25 protein-coding genes are annotated in these 16,408 nt (G+C 45.3%); 3 read left to right on the top strand and 22 right to left on the bottom strand.

The genetic code is table 11. The features are described 5' to 3' along the window. Positions 1 to 6 precede the first annotated feature (6 nt). The 6 genes from yidC to cobO are packed head-to-tail and all read right to left on the bottom strand — an operon-like array spanning position 7 to position 3,496. Positions 7 to 1,344 carry a membrane protein insertase YidC gene (yidC, locus tag T2812B_RS07030; RefSeq protein WP_081501989.1) on the bottom strand — a complete coding sequence of 446 codons (1,338 nt, stop codon included), beginning with the start codon at positions 1,342 to 1,344 and terminating at the stop codon, positions 7 to 9. Continuing rightward, on the bottom strand, positions 1,335 to 1,580 hold the full coding sequence (yidD, locus tag T2812B_RS07025) for a membrane protein insertion efficiency factor YidD (protein WP_004081754.1): 246 nt from the start codon (positions 1,578 to 1,580) through the stop codon (positions 1,335 to 1,337). The genes yidC and yidD overlap by 10 nt, the downstream gene beginning before the upstream one ends. Then, positions 1,577 to 1,930 carry a ribonuclease P protein component gene (gene rnpA, locus T2812B_RS07020; RefSeq protein WP_008195067.1) on the bottom strand — a complete coding sequence of 118 codons (354 nt, stop codon included), beginning with the start codon at positions 1,928 to 1,930 and terminating at the stop codon, positions 1,577 to 1,579. The genes yidD and rnpA overlap by 4 nt, the downstream gene beginning before the upstream one ends. Further along, positions 1,927 to 2,061, bottom strand: coding sequence for a 50S ribosomal protein L34 (gene rpmH, locus T2812B_RS07015; RefSeq protein ID WP_004081758.1), 135 nt, complete (start codon positions 2,059 to 2,061; stop codon positions 1,927 to 1,929). The genes rnpA and rpmH overlap by 4 nt, the downstream gene beginning before the upstream one ends. A 53-nt stretch (positions 2,062 to 2,114) precedes the next feature. Further along, a complete protein-coding gene (gene psuG / locus T2812B_RS07010; RefSeq protein WP_008195064.1) occupies positions 2,115 to 2,972 on the bottom strand; it encodes a pseudouridine-5'-phosphate glycosidase in 858 nt (285 codons plus the stop codon). 11 nt (positions 2,973 to 2,983) lie between these two features. After that, positions 2,984 to 3,496: a cob(I)yrinic acid a,c-diamide adenosyltransferase gene (gene cobO, locus T2812B_RS07005; RefSeq protein ID WP_008195060.1), complete on the bottom strand. Its 513-nt coding sequence runs from the start codon at positions 3,494 to 3,496 to the stop codon at positions 2,984 to 2,986. 49 nt (positions 3,497 to 3,545) lie between these two features. Between cobO and yihA the strand changes: the two genes are divergently transcribed. The 3 genes from yihA (at position 3,546) to T2812B_RS06990 (ending at position 6,196) form a co-directional block, all read left to right on the top strand. Next, positions 3,546 to 4,133, top strand: a complete 588-nt coding sequence (gene yihA, locus T2812B_RS07000) for a ribosome biogenesis GTP-binding protein YihA/YsxC (RefSeq protein WP_008195058.1) — start codon at positions 3,546 to 3,548, stop codon at positions 4,131 to 4,133. A gap of 273 nt (positions 4,134 to 4,406) precedes the next feature. Further along, on the top strand, positions 4,407 to 5,693 hold the full coding sequence (locus tag T2812B_RS06995; RefSeq protein WP_008195056.1) for an HD-GYP domain-containing protein: 1,287 nt from the start codon (positions 4,407 to 4,409) through the stop codon (positions 5,691 to 5,693). Further along, a complete protein-coding gene (locus tag T2812B_RS06990; RefSeq protein ID WP_008195054.1) occupies positions 5,690 to 6,196 on the top strand; it encodes a DUF5317 domain-containing protein in 507 nt (168 codons plus the stop codon). The genes T2812B_RS06995 and T2812B_RS06990 overlap by 4 nt, the downstream gene beginning before the upstream one ends. Here the strand turns inward: T2812B_RS06990 and T2812B_RS06985 are convergent. The 16 genes from T2812B_RS06985 to rpsE are packed head-to-tail and all read right to left on the bottom strand — an operon-like array spanning position 6,132 to position 16,382. Then, on the bottom strand, positions 6,132 to 6,998 hold the full coding sequence (locus T2812B_RS06985; protein ID WP_008195052.1) for a DegV family protein: 867 nt from the start codon (positions 6,996 to 6,998) through the stop codon (positions 6,132 to 6,134). The two genes, T2812B_RS06990 and T2812B_RS06985, sit on opposite strands and share 65 nt — an antisense overlap. Positions 6,999 to 7,002: 4 nt before the next feature. After that, positions 7,003 to 7,947, bottom strand: coding sequence for an ROK family protein (locus T2812B_RS06980; RefSeq protein ID WP_008195050.1), 945 nt, complete (start codon positions 7,945 to 7,947; stop codon positions 7,003 to 7,005). Positions 7,948 to 7,963: 16 nt separating this feature from the next. Then, entirely contained in the window at positions 7,964 to 9,247 is a 1,284-nt protein-coding gene (rho, locus tag T2812B_RS06975) for a transcription termination factor Rho (RefSeq protein WP_008195048.1), read from the bottom strand. A gap of 54 nt (positions 9,248 to 9,301) precedes the next feature. Next, positions 9,302 to 9,697 carry a 50S ribosomal protein L17 gene (gene rplQ, locus T2812B_RS06970; protein ID WP_004081777.1) on the bottom strand — a complete coding sequence of 132 codons (396 nt, stop codon included), beginning with the start codon at positions 9,695 to 9,697 and terminating at the stop codon, positions 9,302 to 9,304. A gap of 3 nt (positions 9,698 to 9,700) precedes the next feature. Further along, positions 9,701 to 10,711: a DNA-directed RNA polymerase subunit alpha gene (locus T2812B_RS06965; protein ID WP_008195046.1), complete on the bottom strand. Its 1,011-nt coding sequence runs from the start codon at positions 10,709 to 10,711 to the stop codon at positions 9,701 to 9,703. Between the two features lie 5 nt (positions 10,712 to 10,716). Then, positions 10,717 to 11,346, bottom strand: a complete 630-nt coding sequence (gene rpsD, locus T2812B_RS06960; protein ID WP_008195044.1) for a 30S ribosomal protein S4 — start codon at positions 11,344 to 11,346, stop codon at positions 10,717 to 10,719. 12 nt (positions 11,347 to 11,358) lie between these two features. Then, positions 11,359 to 11,751, bottom strand: coding sequence for a 30S ribosomal protein S11 (gene rpsK, locus T2812B_RS06955; protein WP_008195042.1), 393 nt, complete (start codon positions 11,749 to 11,751; stop codon positions 11,359 to 11,361). An 18-nt stretch (positions 11,752 to 11,769) separates the two neighbouring features. After that, a complete protein-coding gene (gene rpsM, locus T2812B_RS06950) occupies positions 11,770 to 12,147 on the bottom strand; it encodes a 30S ribosomal protein S13 (RefSeq protein ID WP_004081785.1) in 378 nt (125 codons plus the stop codon). 15 nt (positions 12,148 to 12,162) lie between these two features. Further along, on the bottom strand, positions 12,163 to 12,279 hold the full coding sequence (gene rpmJ, locus T2812B_RS06945; protein ID WP_004081787.1) for a 50S ribosomal protein L36: 117 nt from the start codon (positions 12,277 to 12,279) through the stop codon (positions 12,163 to 12,165). 17 nt (positions 12,280 to 12,296) lie between these two features. Continuing rightward, a complete protein-coding gene (infA, locus tag T2812B_RS06940; protein ID WP_004081789.1) occupies positions 12,297 to 12,521 on the bottom strand; it encodes a translation initiation factor IF-1 in 225 nt (74 codons plus the stop codon). A gap of 1 nt (position 12,522) precedes the next feature. Beyond that, positions 12,523 to 13,275 carry a type I methionyl aminopeptidase gene (gene map, locus T2812B_RS06935; RefSeq protein ID WP_008195037.1) on the bottom strand — a complete coding sequence of 251 codons (753 nt, stop codon included), beginning with the start codon at positions 13,273 to 13,275 and terminating at the stop codon, positions 12,523 to 12,525. Continuing rightward, positions 13,272 to 13,934 (bottom strand): adenylate kinase, encoded by a 663-nt coding sequence (locus tag T2812B_RS06930; RefSeq protein ID WP_008195035.1) that lies wholly within the window; start codon positions 13,932 to 13,934, stop codon positions 13,272 to 13,274. The genes map and T2812B_RS06930 overlap by 4 nt, the downstream gene beginning before the upstream one ends. Then, entirely contained in the window at positions 13,931 to 15,226 is a 1,296-nt protein-coding gene (gene secY / locus T2812B_RS06925) for a preprotein translocase subunit SecY (RefSeq protein ID WP_008195033.1), read from the bottom strand. Before secY ends, T2812B_RS06930 begins: the two co-directional genes overlap by 4 nt. 1 nt (position 15,227) lies before the next feature. Further along, positions 15,228 to 15,671 (bottom strand): 50S ribosomal protein L15, encoded by a 444-nt coding sequence (rplO, locus tag T2812B_RS06920; protein ID WP_008195030.1) that lies wholly within the window; start codon positions 15,669 to 15,671, stop codon positions 15,228 to 15,230. Beyond that, positions 15,668 to 15,871 carry a 50S ribosomal protein L30 gene (rpmD, locus tag T2812B_RS06915; protein WP_008195028.1) on the bottom strand — a complete coding sequence of 68 codons (204 nt, stop codon included), beginning with the start codon at positions 15,869 to 15,871 and terminating at the stop codon, positions 15,668 to 15,670. The genes rplO and rpmD overlap by 4 nt, the downstream gene beginning before the upstream one ends. Then, positions 15,864 to 16,382, bottom strand: a complete 519-nt coding sequence (rpsE, locus tag T2812B_RS06910) for a 30S ribosomal protein S5 (RefSeq protein ID WP_038051061.1) — start codon at positions 16,380 to 16,382, stop codon at positions 15,864 to 15,866. Before rpsE ends, rpmD begins: the two co-directional genes overlap by 8 nt. Positions 16,383 to 16,408 lie beyond the last annotated feature (26 nt).

Genomic DNA, 16,408 nt, shown 5'->3' with positions numbered 1-16,408 from the left:
CCCCCCTCATGCCTTTTTCGGAAGACCGAGAAGTTCTCTCGTTGTGAGACCTTTTATCTTGTAGCGTTTGTAGGTATAGTAAGTCACCGCAAGTTGAATCAGAGTGTTAGTTGCATAGTACAGAAACAGTCCGCTTGGAAGTCCCACGAACAGGAACGGGAAGATCACCGACATGATGATACCCTGCCAGGCCGTTCTCGCATCCTGGCTTGTGAGAAGCGTTGTGTAGTAACTTGCCACTATGGTGATTATCAGAAACAGCCAGTTGTTGGAAAAACCACCCGCGGAGAGATCCTTCCAGATGAGAAAATTTCCGCTGTAGGCAAATTCTTCGACGTAGTATCTGATGACCGACCACAGAAGCATGAAGATAGGTAGCTGTATGAGGAGCATGAGACAGCCGCTAGCCGGATTCACTCCCGCTTCTCTGTAGAGCTTCAGGAGAGCTTCCTGCTGTTTCGTCGGGTCCTTGTACTTCTTCTTGATGGCTTCTATCTGCGGCTGTAACTTTCTCATGTTTATGAGAGATTTCGTTTGAGCGTGGTAGAGCGGATAGAGTATCAACCTCACGATAAGAGTAAAGAGCACAATCGCCCATCCAAAATTCTTCGTGAGATCTTTCAGCCACCAGAAGAACCAGACCAGACCGTAAAACACAGGATCGTACCACTTGTTGAATCCCGGTATCTTCACAAGAGCTTTTATGAGAACATCGTAATCCTCTGGAAAGGCTTTCTTTATTAGAGTTCTCTTGTTCGGTCCCATGAAAACGATGAAACGCTTTTGTCCGTTTATCTTCAGAGTACCTTCAAAGAGGAGACCTTCGTCATGCTTTAAAAGTACGAGTGTTCGCGTTCCGGGATTGAAGGACGCGAAGTAATTTTCCAGGTATCTATCCGTGGAGGTATCGACAGATACTCTGGGTACCGTCACTTCAACGGGTTTTGAGCTTTCTATATCAACAAAGAAGGTATAATTCTCGTCGTTCTTTATCGTGAAAATCTTCTTCACGTAGCCGTAGTTGTATACGATACTTACCTCGTCGGAGAAACCCTCGGATACTTTTCCCACACCGGTTACTATCGGTTCTTCTATCACTGTCAGAGGTGTTCCCTCATCGAGTACATCGAAGCCATCATTTCCATAGGTGAAAACGTGCTTTCGACCATCGACAAGGGTGTAAAAGTCTTTGAGTATGCCCTTTTCCAGATCGAAGTGATACTCCTCGAACCTGGTGAGAACAACTATTTCTTTCTCGGAGCGAACAACCTTGATCGGTTCCACAGCAAACAAAAAGATTGGAAGTATGGCGAGCAGTATTGCTACAACTTTTCTCAAGACCATCGCCTCCTTGGTTTGAATGAAAATTCCTCGGGAACAGGATCGTAACCACCTTTTGATAGGGGATTGCATCGGAGAATACGCCTGAGGCCCAGGAAGGTCCCCTTCAAGAGCCCATGTTTCTCCAGGGCCTGTATGAAGTAATTCGAACAGGTTGGAGTGAACCTGCAGGTTGGAGGTTTGAGAGGTGAAATGTATCTCTGATAAAACCTTATAAGCATTATAAGCAGTTTTTTCATCCTTCTATCCTCTTCAAGAGATTCAAAAGCTTTTCACGTATGGTCCAGAAATCCACTCGTTCGAATTCTTCTGACAGTTTTTTTCTGGGAATCACTACTATGTCAAAACCCTTTGGAATTACACCTTTGTTCCTTCTGAAGATCTCCCTTACCCATCTTTTCAGTTTGTTTCTTCTGGTCGCCTTTCCGAACTTTCTCTTCACAACTATTCCCAATCTGGAATAATCAAGCCCATTTTTCCTGAAAAGAACCACAAAGTACTCGTTTTGAAGACTTTCTCCCTCTTTGAATATTAACAGGAAATCTCTCCTGAGCCTCAGGCGTTCTCTGCGGGTGAAACTTTCTGTCATACAGTCAGTCTCCAGCGTCCTTTCCTTCTCCTGTTCTTGAGAACTCTTCTTCCACCCGGTGTTCTCTTGCGCGCCAGAAATCCGTGTGTTCTCTTTCTCTTTCTTCTTGAAGGCTGATACGTTCTTTTCATCCTGCTTGACCTCCTCCTCAACAGTGTCTATTCTCTCAATTAGTATATCATACTCACGAGCGTTTGAGTTTTACCGCAATCTCTCCTGCGAGTTTCACGTTTTCTTCGAGAAGAGCAAGATTCGCCTTCAGAGTTCTTCCGTTTGTCATCTCCACGAGCTTTTTGAGAAGAAAAGGAGTCACTTCTTTTCCTTCAACCTCCAGCTCGATCTTTTCAAGAAGACGTTCTATTTCATCGTGCGGTACTTCGTACTCCTCTGGCACGGGATTCAGCACCATGAGGGTTTTCTCAAGTTCTATTTCTTTCATGGTTTCGTAGATCTTCAGGACTTCCTCTACATTTTCTACCCTTGGAACCCTTCGGCCGCTTTTCCTCGAGAAAAACAATGGGAACTCGTCCGTTCTGAAACCAATCAGAGGAATCTCTAAAGTTTCAAGCATCTCGAAAGTTGCTTCCACATCAAGAATGGACTTTATCCCGCTGGATACGAGAATAGCGCGTGAAGAAGACATCTCGGTGAGATCCTGAGAAACGTCCACACGTCCGGGATGAACGCCCCCAGTTCCTCCGGTTACAACGACCTCTATTCCGATTCGTCTGGAGAGAAAGATGGTGGCACTCACAGTAGTCGCAGCGTTTTTTCCCTCAGCCACCACAATGGGAATTTCTCGAGTGCCTACCTTATCGGCGCCTTCTCTCATCATCGCCTCGAGTTCTTCTTCACTCATGCCAGCGACGATCTTTCCCTTCAGGATGCCTATAACCGCAAGCTGGAACCCTTTTTCTCTGGATATCTCTTTCGCCCTTCTGAACAACTCTATGGCTTCCTTTCTGGGCAGTCCATGAACAAACACTGTGGTTTCCATTCCTACAACGGGCTTTCCTTTTTCTATCCTACTTTCTATGATCACAGGAACACCTCCTAATACTCGATTCCCTTCCTTGCTACAACTCCCTTCTGGTAGTAATGTTTTACCTCTTTCATTTCTGTGACAAGATCGGCCTTCTCTATCAACCACTCAGGAGCGTATCTTCCCGTTATCACGAGCTCCACATTTTCTGGCTTGACGTTCAGAAGATCTTCTATCTCCTCCTTTGAGAAAAGTCCAAGATGCATGGCCACACAGAGTTCGTCCAGTACAACCACATCGTATTTTTCAGAGACGAGCCTTTCTTTCGCATCGGCAAGACCGCCTTTTGCCTTTTTTATCTGTTCTTCCGAAGGATTTCCCACGATGAACTCAGGTGTTCCATACTGAACGATTTCAAAGTTTGGGAGGAATTCGCTTATTTTGAGCTCAGAAGTTTCTCTTCCCTTCAGAAACTGTCCAAAGAACACCTTCAAGCCTGCACACGCTGCTCTTGTTGCGAGTCCGAGCGCTGCCGTTGTCTTTCCTTTTCCGTTGCCCGTGTAAACGTGGATGTATCCCTTCAACTTGCATCCCTCCTTACTCGTATGTTAGCATGAAAAAGGGTGAGAAAATATGATTATCAGAGATGTAGAACTGGTTAAAATAGCCAGAACTCCAGGTGACTATCCTCCTCCCTTGAAAGGTGAGGTCGCTTTCGTTGGAAGATCGAACGTGGGTAAATCTTCTCTTCTCAATGCGCTGTTCAACAGAAAGGTCGCTTTTGTGAGCAAAACTCCCGGAAAGACGAGATCGATAAATTTCTATCTTGTCAACTCAAAATACTACTTCGTGGATCTTCCGGGATATGGGTACGCGAAAGTTTCCAAGAAAGAACGAATGCTCTGGAAGCGACTCGTGGAGGACTATTTCAAGAACAGATGGTCCCTTCAGATGGTCTTTCTCCTCGTGGATGGAAGGATTCCACCTCAGGACAGCGACTTCATGATGATAGAGTGGATGAAAAGCCTGAACATACCGTTCACCATAGTTCTCACCAAGATGGATAAAGTGAAGATGTCAGAGAGAGCAAAAAAACTCGAAGAGCATCGAAAAGTGTTCTCAAGATACGGGGAGTACACGATCATACCGACATCATCAGTCACTGGGGAAGGAATAAGTGAACTTCTGGATTTGATATCAACGTTACTGAAAGAAAATTGATAAAATATGTTGTGAGGGCAGGGGGGACAATTTTTGAGCGGAGAGGTACGAGATGTGGTCAGCGGAGATCCGGTAACGAGCGAAGCTCTGAGATAAAGCAATGAAAGGGGGGAAAGCCATGAGAAAGCTCATGAAAATAGTCCTCGTTCTTGGGAGCCTGCTCGGAACACTGATGGCAGTTGTTGGGGCTAACAAAATCTGGTAAAAGTTTGGCATTAAATACTCAGCGTATAATTGTCCCCTGCCCTCGTATCCCTCACAAGGAGTGAGTATATGAGAGAGAAAAAGGACTTGGCTGAAAAAAATTTCCTTATCTATTCTTTTCTAATACTCATGGGGTTCTTGTTCTTATTCTTTCCGGACCTGGAGAATCTTTTTCAGAGTCCTCACAACTGGGGTTTGATAATTCTCTTTTTTCTCACAAACCTGTTTTTTGATGCTGTCAATATAAAAACTCTTGAATTCACACGGGGAAAAGTGGAAACTTCTGCTGTTTTCATTGTAAACATCTTCACGGCAGCTCTTTTGAATCCGTTAGAAGCTTCCCTTGTGGCAGCATCATCGGCTATTACCTTCAAGATGATAAAGCTCTTCTTCGGAGAGCGTTATCCTGTCAGCCGCTATATTTTCAATTTCTCTCAGCTGGCTGTGACCACTTATATAACAAGCCTCCTCTTCCACCGTCTATCCGGAACAAACACCTTTCAAAATATTCTCGCTATTCTACTGAGTACCGTTGTCTATTTTCTAATCAACAACGTCTTTGTGTTTTTTGGAGTTTACATCCTCACCAAAGGTGATATCCGTGAAACCGCTTCCAAGGTTCTGTCAGGTCCTGTCACGAGCATGGCCCTCATGATACCTGTCATAGCAGTCATTTACATTCTTTATCAGTACATCGGGTTCGTAGCCATTCCCGTATCTCTGGCAGCCGTTCTTTCCATTCAGGTAGGAAACTACTACAGGTACAAGTACTACGAAGCAAAACTGGAACACCTGAAACTCCTTGCAAAGAGTCTTGAAGAAAAAGATGAATACACCCGCGGTCACAGCGAGAAAGTGGCAGAACTTGCAAAGAAAATGGCCAAAAGACTTGGATTTTCACCGAAGATGGTTGAAAGAATCTACAACGCCGCTTTCCTGCACGACATAGGAAAAATAGGAATTCCAGACCACATTCTGAAGAAGCCCACCATCCTCTCAAAAGAAGAAATGATGATGGTGAAAAACCACCCTATCATGGGTGAAGACATACTGAGGGAAGTTGACATATTCAACAACAGAGAGAGCAAATGGGTAAGGCACCACCATGAAAGGTGGGACGGGAAAGGATATCCCGATGGTCTGAGAGGAGAAGAGATCCCTCTGCCTTCCAGGATAATATCCGTTGCCGATGTGTACGAAGCGCTCACAAGTGACAGACCTTACAGAAAAGCACTCAGTCACGAAGAGGCAAAGGAAATCATGATGAAAAACATGAAGGGAACCGTTCTCGATCCCAGACTCGTCGATCTGCTCTTTGAGATCCTCGAAAAAGAAAAGGAGGAAGAAGAAACATGATGATCGATGTTTTTCTTATAGCTTTGCTTCTTTCGATACTGACGGGAAACATCAAAAACGTTTTGAAATACAACTACAAAGGGCTCTATCTATTCGCCGTTCCTTTTGTGCTTCAGCTTCTTCCATGGAAGGAAATTCTCGTTCCCCTATCGTTTGTGATGCTCTTTCTTTTCTTTATCTGGAACAGAGATATTCCCGGCTTCAAACCGATGGCAGTCGGTGCTGTTCTGAACGGCTTCACCATGAGCGTCAACGGTGGAAGGATGCCAGTATGGGAGCCCACCCTTAAACTTCTCAATCTGGATCTCGATTTCAAACACATTGCATTCACTGAATTTTCCTGGAAAACTTTCCTCGCAGACTACATACCAGTTTATCTTCCGTGGGGAAGGAAGTTCGTTATAAGTGTGGGAGACATACTCGTGTTCGTCGGTGTTTTCATCTTTTTCGCTCTAAAACCTCGATTCCAAACCCAACCGTCCCGGGTCCCACATGAGTCGTGATCACCTTTCCCATCGGCGATATGATCTCGTCGACAACCTCGTAACTTCTTCTGAGAGCGTTCAAAAGCTCCACGACTCCGGCCTCGTTGTCCGCGTGAACGCCTATCACTCTCAGTTTCGAACCTTCAGGAGTATCCTCACGCAGTTTTTCTATGAGGGCTTCTATCGCCTTCTTGTCTCCTCTGACCTTTCTGTAAGGGATGAGCTCACCGTTCTCTATGTGAAGACACACTCTTATCTTGAGAAGATTTCCCACGAATCCCTGGAACTTCGACACCCTTCCTCCCTTGACAAGGTAGTCGAAATCTGAAACATAGAAGATCGCTTTGAAGTCTTTGTTCTTCATTCTCTCATCGAGTTTTTTCAGTACTTCCTCGATGGTGGCACCATTTTCGAGCATTTCACGAGCCACACGAGCTGGAAGGGGTATCGCACCCGAAGCAAGAAGGGTATCCACAACGTAAACGGGTATGTCCACTTCCTTGGATGCGAGAACGGCGGAATTGTAAGTTCCGGAAAGCTTCGACGATAAAGTGAGAACCAGAACAGCATCGTAACCCTCTTCTTTGTACTTCAGATATCTCTTCTTGAAATCCTCCACACTCGGTTGGGAAGTTTTTGGCACACTGCCTGCCTCTCTTATTCTCTTGTAAAAGTTCATTATCTCTTCCGGCTTTCTTTCGTCAGGCTCGGATCTTCCGTCTTCCCACACCACGTACAGTGGAATGCTGTCCATATCGTATTTTTCCATCCAGGAAAAAGGAACATCGGCTGTGCTGTCAACGAGAATCTTTACCTTCATCAGTTCACCCCCCTATCCTCTCCTTTATTATGGAAGCCGCTCCGAGGATTCCGGCGTCTTCGACGAGAGGGCTCGCCACTATTTCGTAGGTCCCTACAAAGGACGGCATGATGTAGTCCACCACTTTCTCTCTCAGGGGACCAAACAGAATCTCTCCCGCTCTTGAAATTCCTCCACCTATGATCACTATCTCCGGGTTGAATATGTGTATGTAGCCCGCTACGGCTCGTGCCAGGGCGTCCACCACTCTGTCTCTTATCATCAGAGCGAATCTATCTCCCTGCTTTGCAGCGTCGAAGAGATGTTTGGCATCCGCCTTTTCAGGTGAACTTGCAAGTTTATACACCAGTGAATTGTGATACTTCTTGTAACCCTCTCTGAGAAACCTCCTTATCGCCGTTGCGGATGCCACAGCTTCAAGACAGCCCCTTGTGCCACAGTTGCACATGGGTCCATTGGGCTCAACGACAACGTGTCCAAGTTCCGCTCCTATTCCATTCTTTCCCGTGAGAAGGTGTCCATGAGCGACAACCCCTCCGCCAATGCCAGTTCCAAGTGTCAAAGCTACTATGTGATCGTATCCTCTTCCGGCACCGAACCACTTCTCTCCAAGAACAAACGCGTTAGCATCGTTTTCAAGAAAAACCTTTTTCCCGGTTCTCTTTGCCAGTTCATCGGTTAGTGGAACGTTGTGCCAGTCTGGAAAATTAGGGGAGAATCTGACGATCCCATTTTCTCTATCTATCGAACCTGGAGATCCTATGCCAACGTAAGGTGTTTCTTCTCCATCAGATACCTCCAGAATCGCTTCGGCGATTCTTTTTATCACATCCTCTTTTCCGTTCTCTACGAGAGTATCGCGAGTCACTTTCTTCAGTATTTTCCCATCTTCACTCACGAGTCCTACCGAGAAGGTAGTTCCTCCAAGATCAACTCCTATGAGCTTCAACTTCGGCACCTCCTGCTCAGTATCTTGCTTTTTCCTTGTCTATCAATTTCAGAAATTCTTCGTTCGACGATGTTTCCGAAAGTTTGTTCAGTATGAGCGTCAAGCCCTCTTCTTCCGTCATTGCAGAGAGCATTCTTCGTAAGAGCCACACCTTCTTGAGAGTTTCTTCGTCGAGTAACAGCTCTTCTCTTCTTGTCCCAGAGAGCAAAAGATTTATGGCTGGGAAGATTCTCTTGTTCGCCAGCTGTCTTGAAAGAACCAGTTCCATGTTACCTGTTCCTTTGAATTCCTCGAATATGACCTCGTCCATCTTTGAACCCGTTTCCACAAGAGCAGTAGCGATGATCGTGAGGCTTCCACCTTCACGGGTGTTTCTCGCCGCTCCAAAAAATCTCTTGGGTTTGTAAAGTGCGGCTGGATCCACACCTCCCGTCAGAAGTTTCCCACTGGGAGGAACTACTATGTTGTACACTCGAGCGAGTCTTGTCAGACTGTCAAGAAGTATAACAACATCGTAATTGAATTCCACCAGTCTCTTTGCCATTTCCAGGGTGAGCTCGGCGACCTTTACCTGTTTGTCTGGTGGCATGTCGAAGGGAGCCGCTATGACGATTGCGTTCGTTGACTCTCTTATATCTGTAACTTCTTCCGGCCTTTCATCGATCAGCAAGATTATTCTTATGGTATCCGGGTGATTTTCAGCGATACCGTTCGCTATTTCTTTGAGGATGGTCGTTTTACCAGCTTTCGGAGGAGCCACTATCATTCCTCTCTGGCCTTTTCCAATGGGGGCAAAGAGATCTATCAATCTGGTGGAATATATCTTCGGGTCGGTTTCAAGAATGAAGCGTTCTCTGGGATAATCCGGTGTTAAGTTGTCGAAGTTCACTCTGTCGTTAACCGCTTCGACTGGACGGTAGTTTATCGCTTCGATTTTTATCATGGCGAAATACTTTTCCCCTTCTTTCGGTTTTCTTATAACCCCGGAAATTATATCTCCCGTGTTCAGGTTGAACTTCCTTATCTGAGAAGGGGATATGTATATATCGTCGTTGCTCGGAAGAAGGTTGTCTTCTATCCTCCTGAGAAATCCAAAACCCTCAGGATGAATTTCCAACACACCTTCACCGAAGAAATAACCGGTGGATTCGGTTTGGGCTTTCAAAATGGCAAAAATCAAATCTCTTTTTCGCATAGAAGTGTATCTAGGAATACCCAGGGATTTTGCTATCTCGTAGAGCTGTTTTATGTTCATGGATTCCAGCTCTGATATGCTAATAGCTTTCTGTTCTTCTGTCAATTTTTCACCTCCTACTGATGGAAGGCAACAGGGGCGGGAAAGAAAAAGGAGGCATCAGCCTTCCTGACTGGATGCCTCCACAAGCTGAACAAGCGACATTTCAGCGGCGTCTCCCCTTCTAAAACCTATTCTCAACACTCTAACGTAGCCACCTCGTCTTCCAACGTAGTTCTTCGCTATTTCATCCACAAGTTTGTTTGTCAATCGTCTGTCTCCGAGTACAGCGTTTATCTGTCTTCTCAGGTGAACACTCCTGGCTCTATCATCGGTGGTTGCGGCTTCTATGGCCTTGCTGACAAGTTTGTCCATGAATGTCTTCAGAGCTTTTGCTTTTGCTGTTGTGGTAACTATCGAGCCGTGTTCAACGATCTCTCTTGAAAGATTTCTCAAGAGACTTTTTCTATGGCTTCCATATCTTCCGAGCTTGTGTCTTTTCACTCTGTGTCTCATCTTTCATTCCCCCTTCCTGAGCTCAAGACCGAATTTTTCTTTCAGTTTCTCCTTGACCTCATCGAGAGACTTCTGACCAAAATTCTTTATCTTCAAAAGCTCTTCCTCTGTTTTGCTCAAAAGGTCTCCGATCGTTTCTATTTTAGCTCTCTTCAAACAGTTGAGAGATCTAACCGAAAGCTCGAGTTCATCTATCTTTCGGTTGTACACATCCAGATTCTCCCTGTTTTCTTCTTCATGCTCAACAGCGGGAATTTCTGTTTCTTCTTCCTCGGATGTGATGATGTATTCTTCAGAGATTTTCAGTTCGGGCAGCCCCTCCGTTACGATTTTGAAATGATTTATCAGGATGTCTGCAGCCTTTCTGAGAGCTTCCTCGGGCCTTATCGATTTTTTCGTCCAGATTTCAAGAATGAGTTTGTCGTAATCCGTCCTTTTTCCAACACGAACGTTTTCTGTCAGGAAGTTCACTTTGATCACAGGACTGAAAACTCCATCTATTGGAATCCATCCCACATCAGGCCTTTCTTCCCTCTCAGACACGGGAACGAATCCCTTTCCCACTTCTGCGTAGACTTCGAAGAAAAGATCCGCTTTGGAATTCAGAGTAGCGATGTGCAGATCCGGATTCGCTACTTCGATACCAGCCGGTGTCTTTATATCACCCGCGACGAGTTCACCCGGTCCTTTCTTTTCTACTTCCATCTTTATTGTACCTTTCACAGCCACGTTGACCCGAAACTGAACTTTCTTCAGGTTCAGGATTATGTCAAGTATGTCTTCTTTTACTCCTTCAATGTAATCGTATTCGTGATACTTTTCGGGTTTTATGAACCTTACTCCAACGATTGCAAGCGAAGGTATGGAGGAGAGAAGCACCCTCCTCAACGCGTTTCCTATTGTGATGGCGTATCCTCTTTCAAGAGGAGAAAGTGAGAATCTCGCGTAGTAATAATTTCTTTCTTCTCGCTCTTCTTCCACCTTCAATTTTTTTGGTATCACAAATTCTATCATTCACATCACCTCGAGTAGAATTCGATAACGGTCTGAAGATCGACTGGAAGATCGGTAACTTCCTCAAGGCTTGGATATCTCAGGAAAGTACCTCTGTAGTTGTCGTAATCAACCTCTATCCAAGGAACAACGCTTCTGTCTTTATTAACTTCTATAGCCTTTTTAATCACTTCGAGGTCTCTGCTTTTTTCTCTCAATTCAACTACATCGTTTGGCCTTAGAAGGTAACTCGGTATGTTCACTTTCTTTCCATTCACAAGGAAGTGTCCGTGATTAACCAGCTGTCTTGCCTGTCTTCTGTTTATAGCAAATCCCATCCTGTACACGACGTTGTCCAGCCTGGATTCAAGGATCTGGATCAAGTTTTCTCGAGTGTCTCCCGCTTTTTGCATTGCCTTTTCCACATACCTTTCGAACTGTCTTTCGAGTATGCCGTAGATTCTCTTAACAGTTTGTTTCGCCCTGAGCTGTATACCATACTGCGTGAGCTTGGTTCTTCTCTGACCGTGCTGACCCGGCGCGTAAGGTCTTCTGTCAAAAGCGCACTTATCGGTGTAGCACCTTTCCCCTTTAAGATACAGCTTCATACCTTCTCTTCTGCAAAGCTTGCAAAGAGGCCCTGTATATCTCGCCATTTTGTTCCCTCCTCACACTCTTCTTCTCTTCTTGGGTCTGCAACCGTTGAACGGAATGGGGGTGACATCCTTTATCTGGTTGATTTCAAGACCTGCACCTTGAAGCGTTCTTATCGCAGGTTCCCTTCCCGGACCAGGTCCTTTCACAAGAACATCGACTTTTTTGATACCCATTCTGAGGGCTTCTCGTGCCACCTTATCGGCTGCCAGCTGAGCGGCATAAGGTGTACCCTTCCTTGTTCCTTCGAACCCTACCGTTCCTCCACTGGCCCAGGTGAGCGTGTTTCCGTCTTTGTCAGTGAGAGTGATTATGGTGTTGTTGAAAGTAGATTTTATATGCACCACTCCGTAATCGAAGCTAACTTTTTTCTGTTTTCTTGAAGAGCTGCCTCTTTTTCTTGCCATTCAATTCCCTCCTTTACATTATGAAGACTTCTTTTTGGTCTTTATTCTGCTCGGTCTGGGTCCTTTTCTTGTCCTTGCGTTTGATCGAGTCTTTTGACCTCTAACAGGGAGCCCAAGTTTGTGTCTGATACCTCTGTAACACCCTATCTCTATGAGTCGTCTGATGTTTCTTTCAACCTCGCTTCTGAGTTCTCCTTCCACCTTGAAGTGATCCTGGATGTACTTGGTGATTTTGCTGATCTCCTCATCGGTGAGGTCTCCCACTCTTTTTTCCGGATCTATACCAGTGTTTTTCAAAATTTCAAAGGATCTGCTCCTTCCAATTCCGTAGATGTAAGTCAGCGCCACCCAGACCTTTTTGTTGTTTGGAAGCTCAACACCTACGATACGAGCCATTCATTTCCCTCCTCCTCAACCTTGCTTCTGATTGTGTTTTGGGTTAACCTTGCAGATAACATAGACTCTCTTCTTTCTTCTGATTATTTTGCAGTGTTCACATCTCTTCTTTACAGAAGCCTGCACTTTCATTTTTCCCACTCCTTTCGTTACTCTGGTTTTTTTCTATAAACGATTCGTCCTCGGGTGAGATCGTACACAGAGAGCTCAACAATAACCCGATCTCCGGGGACCAATCTTATAAAATTTTTTCTCATTCTGCCAGAAACGTGAGCGAGCACTTTGTGCCCATTGTCTAATTCTACTCTAAACATAGCGTTAGGTAAAGCCTCTATTATAGTCCCTTCCATTCGGATGACATCTTCCTTTCCCATTTCATCCCTCCTTGGTCAATATCTCCACCCCGTTTTCTGTTACCAGAATCGTGTGTTCGAAGTGAGCGCATCTGGAACCGTCCACAGTAACGGCTGTCCATCCATCTCCTTTTACAACAACTCTCCAGTCTCCTTCACTCACCATAGGTTCTATGGCCAGCGTCATACCTTTTCTTAAGACCACACCCGTTCCGGGCGTTCCGTAGTTTGGAATTTGAGGATCTTCGTGGAGTTCTCTTCCCACCCCATGACCCACATAATCCCTGATCACATTGAAACCTGCTGATTCAACCGTTTCCTGAATGCAATGCGAAACATCTCCAAGCCTAATGCCGGGTTTTATCATTTTTATAGCTTTTTCCAGTGCCTCTCTTGTTACTCTCACCAGTTCTTTTCCTCTTTCATCAGTTTCTCCAACTATGTATGTGACGGCTCCATCACCGTAAAGTCCCTGATACACCGCTCCAACATCTACAGAGACTATGTCTCCTTCCTTGAAAACTTTCTCCTTGAGGGGAAGACCGTGCACCACTTCCTCATTTACGGAAACACACGTTGCGTACTTGTAACCACCGTATCCCTTGAAAGCCGGCTTGACTCTGAGTTTTTTGAAGATCTCCAGGACAAGAACTTCAACGTCCCATGCGGTTTTCCCCGGAACGATCACTTTTCCAACTTCCCTCAAAGCCGTTGCAACCGCTTTTCCTGCTTTTTTCATCTTCTCGATCTCAGAGGGTGTCTTTATCCTTATCATTTATCACTCCACCCTACTATCTTCAACACTTCGGCGATCACGTTGTCTATTCCTATGGTACCGTCCACTCGTTTGAGAATACCCTTTTTATCGTAGTAATCAATCACCGGCTGTGTCTTTTCGAGATAAACCTTGTACCTGTGCCTCACTGTTTCCTCTTTGTCGTCTTCTCTCTGAACGAGCTTCACTTTACAATCATCGCACAGTTCATCCTCTTTTGGAGGAAGTGAAATCAAATTGTAAATTCTTCCACACTTTGGACAGATCCTTCTGGATGTGAGCCTCTGAACAACCACTTCCTCAGGAACCTCGAAAAGTATAGCGGCTGTGAGCTCTTTGTTTTGAGTTTTCAAAAAGACGTCAAGGAATTCTGCCTGTTCCACAGTTCTTGGATAACCGTCCAGTATGAATCCTTTTTCGCAATCTTTTTCTGAGAGCCTTCTTTTCACAACTTCGTTCACAAGTTCATCTGGAACGAGTTCCCCTTTCTCCATGATTTCCTTTATCTTCTTTCCAAGTTCGTCGTTCTCCTTTTTTACAATGTCTCTGAAAATGTCACCGGTGGATATATGAGGAATCCCCGTTATTTCCTGTAATCTCTTTGCGTAGGTTCCTTTTCCTGCACCTGGAGGTCCTAGAAAGACAAGGTACGCCATCATCTTCTCCCCCTTATTCTACCCTTTTTGATGAATCCTTCGTAGTGTCTCATCACCATATGGGTTTCCATCTGTTGAATGATGTCAAGAGCGACTCCCACAGCGATCAAAGCAGAAGTTCCTCCGATCCAGACGTTCACTCTTATGGCTCCCTGAACCAAGTAGGGAAGAAGGGCTATGACTACGAGGAAGACGGCTCCGATAAATGTCACTCTGTTTAGAACTCTGTGGAGATACTGCTCCGTTGATCTTCCAGGTCTCAAGCCCGGGATGTAACCTCCGTACTTCTGAATGTTTTCAGAGATTTCCTTAGGATCGAAAATCACAACGCTATAGAAGTAAGTGAAGAAGAACACCAGCAATCCGTAAACGAGAAGGTAGAGGAATCCACCTGCTTTGAAGAGATTTTGAAGAGTTCCACTGTTCGTTATTGAAGCGATCGCAGAAGGTATTGAAACTATGGCACTCGCAAAGATGATGGGGATCACACCACCTTGGTTCACCTTTATAGGAAGATACGTGCTGGCTCCTCCATACACTCTCCTTCCTGTGACCCTTCTTGCGTATTGTATGGTTATCCTTCTCTCTGCCTGCTGAACGAGTATGATTCCAAATATCGTGATAAGGCCAACAGCTATGAGAAAGATCCATTCCAAAAGATTCAGACCACCGAGATATGCCTGTCTAATGTAGCTTGGGTATCTTGCCACTATTCCCGCGAAGATCAGGATCGAAATACCGTTTCCTATACCCTTTTCTGTGATCCTTTCACCGAGCCAGAGCAGAAACATGGTTCCGGCAAGCATGGATATGGTGGAGAAAATGGTGAACTGGAGCACATTAACACCGGGAGCTATCATGTCCGGGTTCGATCTTGCAAGCGAAAAGGAAACAAAGAAAGCCTGAAAACCACCTATCAAGAGTGTGAGATGCCTTGTGTATTTTGCGAACTTCTTTCTTCCCTCTTCACCCTCTCTGAGCATCTCCTTGAGCGAAGGCATAACAGATGCCAGAAGCTGAAGGATGATCGACGCGGTTATGTATGGAGTGACACTCATGGTGAAAACAGAGAACTGACTCAAAGCTCCTCCAGTGAACACATCGTAGAAACTCAAAATTCCAGCGACACCAGCGGTTTCTGCTATCCTCCTGAAGATTTCCCCCCACGCTTCCAGGTTCAACCCAGGAACGGGGATGTAAATCCCCATCCTGAAAACGATCAAAGCAAGGAGTGTGAAAATAATCCTGTCGCGAAGTTCTGGTATTTTAAAAGCGTTTTTGAAAGCTTGCCACATTTTATATCACCTCAGCCTTACCACCAGCACTTTCTATCTTCTCTACAGCGCTCTTACTGAAAGCATGTGCTTTGACTACTAGTGGTTTGGTGAGTTCTCCATCGCCGAGGATCTTTACTCCATCTCTCAGATCTTTTATGATTTTTCTTTCGATGAGTTTTTCTGGAGTCACTTCTTCGTTGGCCTCGAACCTTTCTTCGAGAACTTTGACATTAACAACTGCATAAACTTTTTTGTTTATATTGTTGAATCCTCTCTTGGGAAGTCTTCTGTGCAGAGGAGTTTGTCCACCCTCAAACCAGATGTGGACCTTTCCACTTCCCCTGGCTTTCTGTCCTTTGTGTCCCCTTCCACTGGTTTTTCCGTGCCCGGATCCGGGACCCCTACCGACTCTCTTTCTCTTCTTCATCGCCCCAGGAGTTGGTCTCAGATCTTCAAGCCTCATGCGTTGTTACCCCCTTCCTCGATCTCCTCTACTTCTACCAGATGTTTCACCTTTCTGATCATACCCCTGATCTGTGGCAAGTCGTCCTTTACGACCACCTGGTTGAGCTTCCTGAGTCCAAGTCTTTTCACTGTATCCTTTTGATCCCAGGAATAACCAATGGGACTCTTGACCAGTTTTATCTTCAGCTTCTTAGGCATTGTTCTCCCTCCCCACGCCTTTGAACACTTCTTCGACCGATATGTCCCTGAGTTTTGCAACTTTTCTTGGATCCAGAAGGTTCTTCAAACCGTTCATCGTTGCAAGAGCAAGGTTCAAAGGATTGGTGGACCCGAGAGATTTCGTGAGTATGTTCTGGATTCCTGCGAGCTCAACAACGGCTCGGACAGTACCACCGGCGATGATACCTGTACCCGGTGCGGCTGGTCTCAAAAGCACTTTGGAAGCGTCCTGTTTTCCTACGACTTCGTGTGGAATGGTTCCGTTGATCACAGGAACTTCTATGATGTTTCGCTTTGCAGCCGATATGGCCTTTCTGATTGCTTCAGGAACCTCTCTTGCCTTTCCTATTCCCAATCCCACTTTACCGTTCTTGTTTCCAACTATGGCAACAACTCTGAAGCTCAGATTCTTACCACCCTTTGTGACTTTGGAGGTTCTCCTTATTTCTATTATCTTCTCTTCGAATTCTTCATACTGTATTTCCTTCATAACTCCCTGTGTTTCCACAGTACCAC

Source organism: Thermotoga sp. 2812B (assembly GCF_000789335.1).
Classification (GTDB): domain Bacteria; phylum Thermotogota; class Thermotogae; order Thermotogales; family Thermotogaceae; genus Thermotoga; species Thermotoga maritima.
Note: the sequence above shows the minus strand (reverse complement) of the source record. Positions and strands in the feature narration are given on the sequence as shown.

Coding starts and splice junctions, on each gene's coding strand:
- yidC (WP_081501989.1), bottom strand. CDS start 1,344: ATGGTCTTGAGAAAAGTTGTAGCAATACTGCTCGCCATACTTCCAATC.
- yidD (WP_004081754.1), bottom strand. CDS start 1,580: ATGAAAAAACTGCTTATAATGCTTATAAGGTTTTATCAGAGATACATT.
- rnpA (WP_008195067.1), bottom strand. CDS start 1,930: ATGACAGAAAGTTTCACCCGCAGAGAACGCCTGAGGCTCAGGAGAGAT.
- rpmH (WP_004081758.1), bottom strand. CDS start 2,061: ATGAAAAGAACGTATCAGCCTTCAAGAAGAAAGAGAAAGAGAACACAC.
- yihA (WP_008195058.1), top strand. CDS start 3,546: ATGATTATCAGAGATGTAGAACTGGTTAAAATAGCCAGAACTCCAGGT.
- T2812B_RS06995 (WP_008195056.1), top strand. CDS start 4,407: ATGAGAGAGAAAAAGGACTTGGCTGAAAAAAATTTCCTTATCTATTCT.
- T2812B_RS06990 (WP_008195054.1), top strand. CDS start 5,690: ATGATGATCGATGTTTTTCTTATAGCTTTGCTTCTTTCGATACTGACG.
- T2812B_RS06985 (WP_008195052.1), bottom strand. CDS start 6,998: ATGAAGGTAAAGATTCTCGTTGACAGCACAGCCGATGTTCCTTTTTCC.
- rplQ (WP_004081777.1), bottom strand. CDS start 9,697: ATGAGACACAGAGTGAAAAGACACAAGCTCGGAAGATATGGAAGCCAT.
- T2812B_RS06965 (WP_008195046.1), bottom strand. CDS start 10,711: ATGATAGAATTTGTGATACCAAAAAAATTGAAGGTGGAAGAAGAGCGA.
- rpsD (WP_008195044.1), bottom strand. CDS start 11,346: ATGGCGAGATATACAGGGCCTCTTTGCAAGCTTTGCAGAAGAGAAGGT.
- rpsK (WP_008195042.1), bottom strand. CDS start 11,751: ATGGCAAGAAAAAGAGGCAGCTCTTCAAGAAAACAGAAAAAAGTTAGC.
- rpsM (WP_004081785.1), bottom strand. CDS start 12,147: ATGGCTCGTATCGTAGGTGTTGAGCTTCCAAACAACAAAAAGGTCTGG.
- rpmJ (WP_004081787.1), bottom strand. CDS start 12,279: ATGAAAGTGCAGGCTTCTGTAAAGAAGAGATGTGAACACTGCAAAATA.
- infA (WP_004081789.1), bottom strand. CDS start 12,521: ATGGGAAAGGAAGATGTCATCCGAATGGAAGGGACTATAATAGAGGCT.
- map (WP_008195037.1), bottom strand. CDS start 13,275: ATGATAAGGATAAAGACACCCTCTGAGATCGAGAAGATGAAAAAAGCA.
- T2812B_RS06930 (WP_008195035.1), bottom strand. CDS start 13,934: ATGATGGCGTACCTTGTCTTTCTAGGACCTCCAGGTGCAGGAAAAGGA.
- secY (WP_008195033.1), bottom strand. CDS start 15,226: ATGTGGCAAGCTTTCAAAAACGCTTTTAAAATACCAGAACTTCGCGAC.
- rplO (WP_008195030.1), bottom strand. CDS start 15,671: ATGAGGCTTGAAGATCTGAGACCAACTCCTGGGGCGATGAAGAAGAGA.
- rpmD (WP_008195028.1), bottom strand. CDS start 15,871: ATGCCTAAGAAGCTGAAGATAAAACTGGTCAAGAGTCCCATTGGTTAT.
- rpsE (WP_038051061.1), bottom strand. CDS start 16,382: ATGAAGGAAATACAGTATGAAGAATTCGAAGAGAAGATAATAGAAATA.